General features: G+C 44.3%; 9 protein-coding genes and 1 pseudogene. 7 read left to right on the top strand and 3 right to left on the bottom strand.

Going from position 1 to position 12,172, the window contains the following annotated elements:
- Positions 1-817 precede the first annotated feature (817 nt).
- Positions 818-1,777 carry a magnesium/cobalt transporter CorA gene (gene corA, locus MHI15_RS19515; RefSeq protein ID WP_076136897.1) on the top strand — a complete coding sequence of 320 codons (960 nt, stop codon included), beginning with the start codon at positions 818-820 and terminating at the stop codon, positions 1,775-1,777.
- 82 nt (positions 1,778-1,859) lie between these two features.
- Here the strand turns inward: corA and MHI15_RS19510 are convergent, their stop codons facing one another.
- Positions 1,860-2,420, bottom strand: a complete 561-nt coding sequence (locus tag MHI15_RS19510; RefSeq protein WP_038568686.1) for a hypothetical protein — start codon at positions 2,418-2,420, stop codon at positions 1,860-1,862.
- Between the two features lie 429 nt (positions 2,421-2,849).
- Between MHI15_RS19510 and MHI15_RS19505 the strand changes: the two genes are divergently transcribed.
- From MHI15_RS19505 to rlmD, 4 genes are all read left to right on the top strand, one after another.
- Positions 2,850-3,140: a YerC/YecD family TrpR-related protein gene (locus tag MHI15_RS19505; protein WP_019913624.1), complete on the top strand. Its 291-nt coding sequence runs from the start codon at positions 2,850-2,852 to the stop codon at positions 3,138-3,140.
- A gap of 3 nt (positions 3,141-3,143) precedes the next feature.
- Positions 3,144-3,914, top strand: a complete 771-nt coding sequence (locus tag MHI15_RS19500; RefSeq protein ID WP_340397714.1) for a sirohydrochlorin chelatase — start codon at positions 3,144-3,146, stop codon at positions 3,912-3,914.
- 229 nt (positions 3,915-4,143) lie between these two features.
- Positions 4,144-5,034 (top strand): diacylglycerol kinase, encoded by an 891-nt coding sequence (locus MHI15_RS19495; protein ID WP_036680719.1) that lies wholly within the window; start codon positions 4,144-4,146, stop codon positions 5,032-5,034.
- Between the two features lie 64 nt (positions 5,035-5,098).
- Positions 5,099-6,658, top strand: coding sequence for a 23S rRNA (uracil(1939)-C(5))-methyltransferase RlmD (gene rlmD / locus MHI15_RS19490; RefSeq protein ID WP_341164735.1), 1,560 nt, complete (start codon positions 5,099-5,101; stop codon positions 6,656-6,658).
- An 8-nt stretch (positions 6,659-6,666) separates the two neighbouring features.
- Here rlmD and MHI15_RS19485 read toward each other — a convergent pair whose 3' ends face one another.
- Entirely contained in the window at positions 6,667-7,785 is a 1,119-nt protein-coding gene (locus MHI15_RS19485) for a recombinase family protein (RefSeq protein ID WP_340397736.1), read from the bottom strand.
- A 167-nt stretch (positions 7,786-7,952) separates the two neighbouring features.
- Between MHI15_RS19485 and MHI15_RS19480 the strand changes: the two genes are divergently transcribed.
- Both MHI15_RS19480 and MHI15_RS19475 read left to right on the top strand, forming a co-directional pair.
- A complete protein-coding gene (locus tag MHI15_RS19480) occupies positions 7,953-8,513 on the top strand; it encodes a hypothetical protein (protein WP_076282538.1) in 561 nt (186 codons plus the stop codon).
- Positions 8,514-8,656: 143 nt separating this feature from the next.
- Positions 8,657-10,013, top strand: a pseudogene (locus MHI15_RS19475) (IS3 family transposase); the annotation flags it as partial.
- Positions 10,014-10,184: 171 nt separating this feature from the next.
- On the opposite strand, the gene MHI15_RS19470 reads toward MHI15_RS19475, so the two are convergent.
- Positions 10,185-11,975: a flavocytochrome c gene (locus tag MHI15_RS19470; protein WP_076276947.1), complete on the bottom strand. Its 1,791-nt coding sequence runs from the start codon at positions 11,973-11,975 to the stop codon at positions 10,185-10,187.
- Between the last annotated feature and the right edge of the window lie 197 nt (positions 11,976-12,172).

Raw genomic sequence — 12,172 nt, 5'->3', positions numbered from 1 at the left:
GTAAAAGGAAGGGCATATATGTCTTAGAACGATGGAACCTGACTTGTATGAGGTTGGACCAGCCCAACTTAACACATTTCAAGGGAACCCAGCGCACCTAAATCCAGTCCATCGTAACGTAACCTAGCCCAAATTAAATCAGCACTGTCCAACTTGTCTCATTTCAGCAGAATCGAGCACATCGAAGTCCAGCCCTGCACAAAGTAACCTAACACAAATTAACTCAACAGCCTAACGTAATACATTTCAACGGAATCCAGTGCACCCAACCCAACCCAACCCAACCCAACCCAACCCAACCCTTACCTTTCTCCCTGCTTTTCTGCCGTCGAAGAATATCGCCTTATTTCCATTATCCCGCCCGCACTCAACTTGAACTTTACAGTCAAGAATTGCATCCCTATCCCACGGTCACTACCAGCCCAAAGTAAACCATATGTTACTTACGTTAAATGAACGCGAGGCGATGAACTTAATCTTTTGCGAAATCAAGGTCAGTCTGCTTACGATCGAAGGGTTGTTTACCATTCCTAATGAGCACTTTTTCACCAACTAATTAGTAAAAATAGCGATAGTAATTCACAGCTATGAATTCATCTCACTCATAAACCCGATACCGACAGCAGAGAATAAGGACAGCTCGCCCCCAGCGCAACCAACCTTACACAAATGAATCGAGCATTAACGAACGACGAAGCACCAAATGTTTCTTAGTCTAGCTTGAGCGGTGCTGCTGGCTATGTTTTTTGCTTTTTGGAAGACTTGTCTTCTTGCTGTACAATAGAGGCGTGGAAGAAGATGAAGCGGAGGAACATTTATGATACGTACACTTGTTGTCACACATAAAGGTGAGGTGCTGACAGAGATCCCTCTGCAAAATATCCGGCTGGAGGATTATGCTTGGATATGGGCAGATTTTGCTACGCCTACGCCAGAAGAAACGCTTTTGCTGGATCAATATTTTCATTTTCACCCCTTGGCGATAGAGGACTGTATGCATGTATTGCAGCGGCCGAAGCTGGATCATTACGAGAATGTGCAGTTTTTTGTGCTGCATGCACTGAATGAGCGGACGTTGGATGCTGAGGAGGTTGACCTATTTTTAAGCGCGAACTTTCTTGTCTCCTATCACCATCAGGAAAAAGCAGAGATGAATGAAGCGTGGGAACAGGTGAAGAGCGAAATACATAGTCGAAAAGGCTGGTCGGGTGGGCCGATGGCAGCTGCATATACGGTAATGGACAAGTTGGTGGATAAATATTTTCCATGTCTCTACAGTTTAGAGGACGAGCTTGCGGATCTGGAGAGCAGCGGTAGCAGTGAGTCGGTGGAGGAATTGATGAGCCAGGTGTTTGGCGTGCGCGGAAGACTCCTCAAAATGCGGCGGACGATTGTGCCAATGCGCGATTTGATGTACCGGATCGTGAATTCACAGCATGTCCAGAGCAATGGCGAGGAACGGATTTATTTTGGCGATATTTATGACCATCTGCTAAAACTCTCCGATATGATTGAGGCTGATCGGGAAATGACAGCGGATTTGCGTGACAGCTACATTTCACTCAATTCCAACCGGATGAATTCGATTATGAAAACACTAACGGTAATCACCACCGTATTCATGCCGCTGACGCTTATCGCCGGGATCTACGGGATGAACTTTGTGAAGATGCCTGAACTAGAGTGGAAGTATGGTTATTTTGGTGTGCTGCTGTTTATGCTGGTAGTTGGTTTTGGGATGTTCCGATGGTTTCGACGGAGTGGCTGGTTTAAGTAAAAATAGAGCAGAAGCGCTAACAGCAAATCTCTTTCCTGCGAGAATTGCTGTTTTTCTGATACATAGCTAGAAAACGTCACCGCTATTTGCGGCGACGTTTTCCGGTGGAAGAAGTAGAGCGCCGGCGAGTAGTTGTAGTAGATTTGCGACGGGGTGAGGTGGAACGCTTTTTTTTGCGGCGATTAGGACTGTACAGGGCGGCATCCTCTTCGGCGGCTAGTGCGCCTGCTGCGCCTTTGTTTTTACCGAAGCTACCCATGAACAGCTTAACCATTGGAGCCATCTGCTGGAAGCCGGACATCACCTTTTGTACTTTACCCATAGAGTTTACGATCCCGTCAATGCCGCCCATACGATCGATGATGCCTTTGATTTGCTCCATATTCCCACCAATTCCGCCACCGCCGCCTAAGCCGCTGAGCAGTCCGGCAAGCCCGCCGCTTGCCTTTGTTGCAGCTTCAGCTGCAGGGAGCGCTAGCGCAGTTTCGGTGGCAGCTTCTGCTCCTAAAGCAGGAAGGATTCCGGTCTCACCTGGGAGAGCTGAGGGCGCATATGAGCTGAGGCCAGGATAGGCAGAGGCATTATACGAATCGCTCAGTGAACGCTGATTCCGGCGGGAATGATTATAGTAATGATCAGGCATAATATCACATTCCTTTGTTAGTGGTCTGCTATACTGTATGTCATGGGCGAACATACGGTATAGACGAATGCCCGGGTAATAGGGATAGGAGCGGAAAAGGGCGTATGCCTATAAACAGGTTAAAGTAGTGAAGAAACCGTGTACGAGCTTGATTTTCGGCGCTTTTGTAGTACTATAGTGTAGGCGATAATTCTTATGTAGAGAAAAATACTTGTATTGGGGTACATAAATGGTGTGCGCGTGGGGTGGACGTTTGTCCGTCATTTTCGTTCTTTACAGCGTGAAATCGTTAATGCTTGAAAAATGCGCTCCAGTGCAATATAGTAAAGGCAGGATAGTGACATTAGGTTGATGTTTCCGGAGCTAGTTTTGTACGGAGCTTAATCAGAGAAACTAATGCTGATAGAACTTTTAGGGGATGAAAAATTGATGCAACTTAAGAAGTTAAATGATAAAAGTATAGACCAATTATTTGAAGCCATTTTAACATTAAAGAATATGGAAGAATGTTATGTTTTCTTTGATGATTTGTGCACCGTGAACGAGATTCAATCGCTGTCGCAACGACTGGAAGTAGCGCGTATGCTTGGCAAAGGTTCGACCTACAATCAGATCGAAGCAGAGACAGGAGCAAGTACAGCTACTATTTCCCGTGTAAAACGTTGCCTGAACTACGGAAATGATGGTTATAAATTAACGCTGGAACGTTTGGGACGCTAATTTATGGTACCGGGCGTACTTATTATCAGTCACGGCTCCCGCGACGAGGTTTGGGTGTCGATCGTGGAAGAGGCCGTAAGCGAATTATCGCTAGATGAAGAGATGCCAGTGGTGATCTCTTTTTTAGAGCTGGTAGAGGGCCGTCTGATTCAAGATGGAATAAATGAACTGGAACATGCAGGGGTCACAGATATAATTGTGATCCCATTGTTCGTTTCCTCGGGAAGCACACATGTCGATGAAATAGAATATGCACTAGGGGCTAAACCTGCACCTGAACGTGAGACCGATTTAGAGCCGTTCCACGTGAAGGCTAAGGTTCACTATGGTTATCCTGTCGACGATGACCCGGACATCGCTGTGATGATCTGGGACAAGCTCCGTAAGCTGTCTACGGAACCTGAACGTGAGACGATTCTGTTGGTAGGTCACGGCAGCATTTATGATGGCTTCCGCCAGCGTTGGCAGCAGGGCATCTCTTCACTGGCAGGACGTGTACGTGAGGTGAGCGGCGTAGCGGCGGCCGATTATGGTCTGCTGAATCCGGACAGTGTAAGAAGCAAAGTGGAGTATTGGCAGGAGCAGGGTCACGAGGTATTGGTGGCGCCGCTTTTTTTGAGTGAAGGTTATTTCACTAAACATGTGGTTCCGAACAGACTAAAAGGGTTAACCTATAAGTATTCTGGCCAGACGCTTTTGCCGCACCCGCTTCTTCCGCATTGGATTGAGAGACAGGTAGAGACACTCCTCGAACAGATTCGAAAAAAGAGTTAAAAAGTTTCTTTTTAGCCCACTTAATCATGAAAAATAGTGCCCATTTCCGTGGATAATACGGGATTTGCTGCATAGACATATATATAGTTATTTTTGCCTAATAAGGTGTCGTGAATTGTTGTATAATGGAATATTTACGATAAATGTCCTCTGACATTGATTGTAGTGGTCCGAATTAGGTATAATCAATTAGGTTATTCTATTATAAAAAACAGGTGGCGTTCCGGTAATGAAAACTGCGAGATTGATTTATAATCCCACTTCTGGACGGGAAGAAATGAAGAAGCGGCTCGCCGACATTTTGGACCGGCTGGATACGGGTGGCATTGAAGCCTCCTGCCATGCAACGACCGGAGAAGGCGATGCTATGTTAGCTGCTGCGGATGCAGTAGAGCGCGGTTATGATCTAATCATAGCAGCCGGTGGGGATGGCACTTTAAATGAGGTTATCAATGGTATGGCGGAGAAACCTAATCTCCCCCCGCTTGGCGTATTGCCACTTGGGACTACCAATGATTTTGCACGTGCGATGGGTATCCCGAAGAATTGGGAAGATTCCGTTGATTTGATCCTTCGTCAAGAGTCGCGTCCGATTGATATCGGTAAAGCCAATGATCGTTATTTCATTAATATAGCAGGCGGTGGCAGTCTAACCGAACTGACCTATGAAGTTCCAAGTAAGCTGAAGACCATGATAGGGCAGCTTGCGTACTATTTAAAAGGTATTGAAAAAATGGTCAGCCTATCTCCTCAGGAACTAATCATTCGTGCCAATGGGCAGGAGGTTATTCATGATGAGTTCATGCTGTTCCTGATTGCAAATACGAATTCTGTTGGCGGCTTTGAAAAGCTTGCTCCCGGCGCTCGAATCGATGACGGTCTGTTAGATGTTATTGCGGTTAAAAAATGCAACTTGGCAGAGTTTGTCCGTTTGGTTAGATTGGCCCTTCGTGGCGAGCATTTGCAGGATAAAAAGGTTGTGTATTTCCGTACGGATGCAATGGATGTAATCTCTCCAGGGCATGTCCAATTGAACTTGGATGGAGAACTTGGCGGAGAGCTGCCGGGTCGTTTTCGGATTTTGCCGCAGCATCTGCGGATTTTTGCTCAGAATAATTAGGTTGATTGAAAGCAAGAGTGTGGGATTATACAGCGATGATAATGAAAGAAGTGAACTATAAATAATGAGTAAACACCGCAGTGGACGCAGCACCAGCCGCCCAGCCGGCAAGGCGCCTGTCGCCGGACTGCCTGTGAATAAAAATGATGAGGTTATGCTCGATATTATCGGCATGACCCATGAAGGTGAAGGGGTAGGCCGCGTAGAAGGCTTTACCCTTTTTGTGCAGGGAGCCCTTCCCGGAGAGAAAGTCCGGGCAAGGGTGCTCAAGACCAAAAAGCAGTATGGCTACGCCAAACTGCTGAATATAGTAGAAGCGAGCAGCGCCCGCATCGCGGCGCCTTGCGAGATCTATGACCAATGCGGCGGCTGCCAGCTGCAGCATATGGACTACACTGCTCAGCTGGCGTGGAAACGGCAGCTGGTGGTGGACAACCTGGAGCGGATTGGGAAGCTTCGGGTGAGTGGTGGCGGGGATAGCGGAAAGAGCAAAGAGAATGAAGCTGTTGAGAGTCAGATAGATAGTGCTAACGATGGTGGCATCGTGGATGGTACGACTGATGGCGCTGGAGTAGCTCAGACAGATGGCATTCTTGTTCGCCCTACACTCGGCATGGACGAACCTTGGCGTTACCGCAACAAGGCTCAGGTACCAATTGGCGTAACCGAAGGTGGCCTTGTAGGCGGTTTTTACGCACGGGGAAGTCACCGTATCATCGATATGGAGACGTGCTTAATCCAGCACGAAGATAATGATGACGTTGTGCGCAAGGTGAAAGACATTGGCAGAGAACTTGGCATCTCTGCTTATAGTGAAGAAACCGGTCGTGGCCTGCTGCGTCATGTCGTCGTGAAGAAAGCTTTCCGCACCGGTGAAATGATGGTCGTCCTCGTAACCAACGGCCGCGACATCCCGCATCTGGACGCCTGGATTGGCAGCATCCGCGAACAGCTGCCGCATGTAGTCAGCATCTGCCAGAACGTCAACACTCAGCGTACGAATGTCATCTTCGGTGGCGAAACCCGCGTCCTGTGGGGCAGAGACGTCATCTATGACTACATCGGCGATGTACAGTTCGCTATCTCAGCGCGTTCGTTCTATCAAGTGAACCCGGCACAGACTGAGGTGCTGTACGGAAAAACCGTAGAATACGCCGGACTGACTGGCAATGAAACGGTTATCGATGCCTATTGCGGCATCGGTACGATCTCCCTCTTCCTGGCACAGCACGCAGCCAAGGTATATGGAGTAGAGATTGTGCCTGAGGCAATTGAGGATGCTCGGGCGAATGCGAAGTTAAATGAGATGAAGAATGTAGTGTTCGAGGTTGGTGCCTCTGAGGATGTAATCCCTAACTGGAAAGAGCAGGGGATTACGGCAGATGTTATCGTTGTCGATCCACCGCGTAAGGGTTGCGATCCGCGGTTGTTAGAGACGATTCTGGCGATGAAGCCAGAGCGTGTGGTGTATGTGTCGTGTAATCCATCGACACTGGCAAGAGACTTGCGGGTGCTCGAAGATGGAGGGTACAAGACAGTGGAGGTAACTCCGGTGGACATGTTCCCGCATACGGTGCATGTGGAGTGTACAGTAAGACTTGAAAGAAAAGACACAGCCGATTAAACTGTATCTTAGTTCTGTGGAAGAGGGTTAGAGAGATTATAGTGAATTTTAATCTTTTCGCCCTCGAATACTTCAATTTTCTGTATTAACCTTTTTAGAACGTGTTTCACGACCTGTACATCGCTAATGTCGAGGGTCGAGAACCGTTCTATTTCTTTTTTGAAAACTTGTAATTGTTCGGTGAGGTCTTGCCTTGCTTCAAACAATACAATTAGTTCAGCTTTTCTATTCGATAATTCTTGTTGTTGCTTTACTATTCGTTCGTTTTGTTGCTTGAATTGCTCTGACGTAATCTTATCATCAACGTGTAGACTTAACAGCTTGTCAAAGCGTTTATCCATTTCGGCTAATTCTTTGTCAATACGCGCCAATTCCTTTTTGGTATTAGTGTGTACCGAATTAGCTTTTTCCTCGGCAATACCGTATAGCCTATCCATACTTACGTTATCCCTAACCAACGCCGCTAGGTCGTCCTTAACTGCTTGTAGTAATTCTTTTTCTGCGATAATATGCGACGAGCAGTAACTAGATGTATATTTAACGTATCCGCCGCAAACATACGCCCCTTTACGTCTATCGGGCTTGAAGTGCATTCCGCTACCACAAGCAGGACAAACAACGATATAGGAAAACAGGCTTTCTTTACCGTTGCTTTTATGCGTACCCTTCTTACGCATGAGTACTTGAATCACTTCGAAATCTTCGTCAGACACTAATGCAGGATGAGTGTTTACGGTAATAATTTGCTTATCCGCTTCGACTTTTCTGCGAATTTTATATAGTTCCGATTCTGCAAGCGTTCCTGTCGTTTCTTCACGCCGATAAACAAGATTACCTAGATATACGGGATTGGATAAAATGCCCTTAATCGTGCTCTGTTGCCATTTGGTGCCTGCATTTGAAACACCCGCGCTAGCCCTTGGTGTCGGAATACTCCTACGCATTAGGACATTGCTTATCGTGAACATTCTCCGACCTTTGTGTAAGTATAACTCGAATATTTCTCGCACGATTGGGGCGGTATTCTCGTCAATTTCAAGGGCGTTTGTCGTCTCGTTGAACGTGTATCCGTATGGCGGAATTGAAACTCGACGTGTACCCTGTCTTGCACTAGATTGTAGTCCCAACTTTATACGTTCGGATAACTTAGCGTTCTCCTATAGATGTTCACGTTAAGCTAACTGGCAGGATTGTTGAATAAAGTTGGTAGCTTCTTCATATTACTTCCACAAACTTACAACTTTATAAGCGTATATATAGTCTAAAGCAATAATAACAAATACAGGAGGTATTTATGAGAAACAAAGCTATTAGCTCATGCCTTTTAATTTTTATGCTGATCTGTTCGGCTTGTTCTAATGTCGAAGCTCTGCAGCGGGAAGGAATATCAACCTCAACCAACCAAGCAAAACAAAATAATGGAGAGTCTTCTAACGAGATTGTAAACAATCAAGATAGTTTAACATTGTTAAATATTGTGTTACCTAAAGATTGGAAGCTTGATAAAAGTGAAACTGTTGTATATAATTTTTTAGATGAAAACGACGAGAATAGAGGAACAGTTAGTGCAATTAACTACATGGATAACTTTAATTTTCTAACACAAATGCCTAATCATAGTAGTGTAACTAATGATGAATATATTGATCTACCTTTGGGTAAATCTAGATTAATTACATTAGATTCCGATAATGGTTCTGCTGCCTCAGGTATTACAGGAACACATGATATTTATTATGCATCACTACCTATAAAAGGAAAGGCTATTTATATGTTAAACTTCACAAAAAATGATAAGAAGCCTGAAACTAAAAGTCAATTTATAGAGATATTAAATAAGTTAAGTTTAAAGTAATTAGGCAAAAGAATTTATAGCTCAATCACAAATTAAAAAGAACTATTACGCTAATGGGACACGATAGTTCAAAATTGACCGCCTAATTATGAACTGCACCCCAATTGTTAGACATAACTAACATTTGGAGGTGCAGTTTTTTTATGACCAGGTACAGTACAGACGAAAAAATCCAAGCTATTATGCGTTATAAAAGGGATCCGAGAGCTTGAAAACCATTGCAAAATCAATCGGGATTCACCATTCTGTCTTTTCAAACTGGATTAGTCAATATGAGCATCATGGTGAAGAAGCTTTTAAAAAGGGCTATACATCATATCCTGCACAGATTAAACTAGACGTACTTAATTATATGAACGAATTCGGGACGTCTGTTAGAGTAACGGCTGCGATATTTAATATTGCGAGTCATAGTACCATTTTAAGCTGGCATAGAAGCTTAGAGTTACATGGAATGGACGCCCTACAACCAAAGAAGAAGGGGCGTCCATCCATGAAAAAAGAACCTAATAAACGAAAGATTCAAACGTTAAAAGAAGGGTCTGCTGAGGCATTACAAGCAGAGGTAGAGCGTTTGAGAATGGAAAATGCATATTTAAAAAAGTTGAATGCCTTAATTCAAAACAAGGAAAAATCACCAAACAAGACAAAGCACGAGTAGTCTATGAACTAAGGAACGAATTTTCGGTGAAAGCCCTCCTGCAGCTAGCAGATATCCCTCGTAGTACGTATTATTTCGTGGTAAAAACGTTTGGTATGCCCGATAGAGATAAGGAGCTAAAAGACATTATTCAAGCGATTTACGAGGAGCATGAGGGTCGTTATGGTTATCGTCGTATTCGTGACGAGTTAGTGAATCGAGGACACCATGTGAATCATAAAAAGGTACAACGCTTGATGAAGGTATTGGGTTTAAAGTGTGTGGTACGTATGAAGAAATATCGTTCCTATAAAGGGACGATTGGCAAACTCGCACCGAACATATTAGAACGTAACTTCCACGCTGAGAATCCAAATGAGAAGTGGGTTACGGATATTACAGAGTTTAAATTATTTGGAGAAAAGCTGTACTTATCTCCAATTCTAGATCTATATAATGGTGAGATTATTACGTATACAATCGGTTCAAGGCCGGTCTACTCGCTTGTTTCAACGATGTTAGATCAAGCATTCCGTCGATTAACCGATGAAGATAACCTCCTTATTCATTCTGACCAAGGCTGGCACTATCAGATGAAGCAGTATCGTCATGCCCTTGAAGAACGAGATATCAAGCAAAGTATGTCCCGTAAAGGTAATTGCTACGACAACGCCGTCATTGAGAACTTCTTTGGTATCATGAAATCTGAATTTCTATATTTAAAGGAATTCGAAAGTATCACACATTTCAAACAAGAGCTATCAAAATACATCGATTATTACAACAACAAGCGAATTAAGGCAAAACTAAAAGGCCTGAGTCCGGTACAGTACCGAACTCAGGCCCAACAAGTCGCTTAATTATATACCTGTCTAACTTTAAGGGGGCACTTCATTCGCAATGTTGCTAACAGGGCGGTTTGCTATGTCATAGAGGGCAGCATGAAAGTTAGAGTCAACCTGCACTTTACGAACTATCTTGCACGTTTTTAAGGCTAACTTATTAATAGAGCAGTTACACAAAAAATAAGATTACTCTGCTACAACTTGTTTGCCTGCAATCCGGCCGAATGTGAAGATATCAGCGATGGCATTACCGCCAAGACGGTTTGTACCATGAATGACCCCTGTTACTTCACCTGCAGCGAACAACCCAGGGATGACTTCGCCTTTTTCATTCAAAACGCGAGTCTTCTCGTCGATCACCAAGCCGCCCATTGTATGGTGAACGGAGGGTACAGCTTTTTCGATGTAGTAAGGGCCTTTTTCAAGAGATTTCAATCCACCGCGATGTTTGAAATCAAGGTCTTTACCTGTTTTCGCATAATCATTTACTTTATTAATCGTTTCTTTCAAAGTGTTCACGTCAATTTTAAAGAAATCAGCGGCCTCTTCAATCGTATCGGCTTTAAAGAGCAAGCCTTGTTTAACGAGTTGATCGTATTCGTCTTGATGAACTTCTATCGTTTTACCGATATCCTCAATGCCTTGATTCCATAATTGATACGTATATCCACCCGTTTGGGCAAGAATTGCTTTAGAAATAACGTCACGACGTTCTAATTCCTCAACGAAGCGCTTGCCTTCTTGGTTAATCAGGATTGCACCATCGAAGCGGGAGTCTGCAACCAGAGAAATAACACCTGTCTCAGGATTACAGATTGGATACGTTTGAATACTCTCCATGTTTGTCAGTTTGGCGCCAATCGTTTCTGCCATAACGATACCATCACCTGTAGATCCTGGTGTATCGGTAGTCATATATTTTTCATCCATTGTAGGGTTATACTTCTTACGCATCTCTACATTGGATCCAAAACCACCGGTAGCGATGATGACGCCTTTGTTCGCATGGAATGTGATTTTGTCGCCAGTACCCGAAGTCGCAGTTACACCTGTTACTTTGCCGCTTTCGTCCTTCAGCAAGGTTTCGGCTTTCATATTCGTTTTGATCGTGATTTGATCAGCGTCTGTTTTGGCTTTTAACTTAGTAATCAATTCAACACCTGTATGACCTACAGGAATCAACGCACGTTTTCTGGAATGGCCTCCAAATTGGAACAGATGATCAGGTAAGAACTCTACCTTGATATCATCGCGCAGCCATTCGGCAGATGCTAGAGCATTGTCGGCAAGAATACGAACCATCTTTGGATCCCCGAGGTTGTCTCCGCCTTTCATCGTATCATTATAGAACAAGTCAGCCGTGTCATCTGTGATGCCAAGAGCACGTTCAACCCAGTTGTCAGGCGCATTCATCTCACCACCGGAGATCAATGTGTTGCCGCCAACAGCTGGCATTTTCTCGAGCAGAACTACATTAGCTCCAGCACTCTTCGCTTCGATAGCCGCACTAAAGCCAGCACCCCCGGCACCGATGACGACAACATCATAGGTTTGCTCGACTTCTTCTTTGTCTTTGCTTCCACTGACTGCAGCGCCAGCGACAAGGGTAAGTCCAGACTTCGTAATTGCATCTTGAATGGCTTCGAGATATCCTTTGCTTGTAACTGTAGATCCGCTAATGGCATCAACTTTTGCGCTGTTAGTTGCCATGACCTCTTGCTTGAGCTGTGTATAAACAGGTTCTGCAAGTACTTCATTTTCCTTATGCTCTGTCACTTTAATGTCAGTGATCTTGTTATCTAATAAGGAGACTTGTACTTTAATATCGCCATGTTTACCTTGCCCAACTCCTTCAAAGACTTGAACTCCGTTTGCATCTGCAGCGGGTTCTGCATCTTTACTGCCGCAAGCAGCAAGCGTGAACATAAGACTGAGGACTAGTAGAATAGATAACAGCTTTTTCGTGTGAGTTCGCATAATATCTCCTTCATTCTGTTGTGGATTGGTTACATACACTAGGGAGAGGAAGATTTGCTAGGCAAATCCTTTATCTCTAGCCTAGACATGAATGTTATTTCATGTGAAAATATGCACAAGACCTATTATAGATTTAGTACAGCATTATGTATTTGCACAGATTAGTGTTTTTTTGTCTTTTTCGGGCATGTAAGAAA

This window comes from Paenibacillus sp. FSL H7-0918, from assembly GCF_038007025.1.
GTDB lineage: Bacteria > Bacillota > Bacilli > Paenibacillales > Paenibacillaceae > Paenibacillus_AQ > Paenibacillus_AQ odorifer.
Note: the sequence above shows the minus strand (reverse complement) of the source record. Positions and strands in the feature narration are given on the sequence as shown.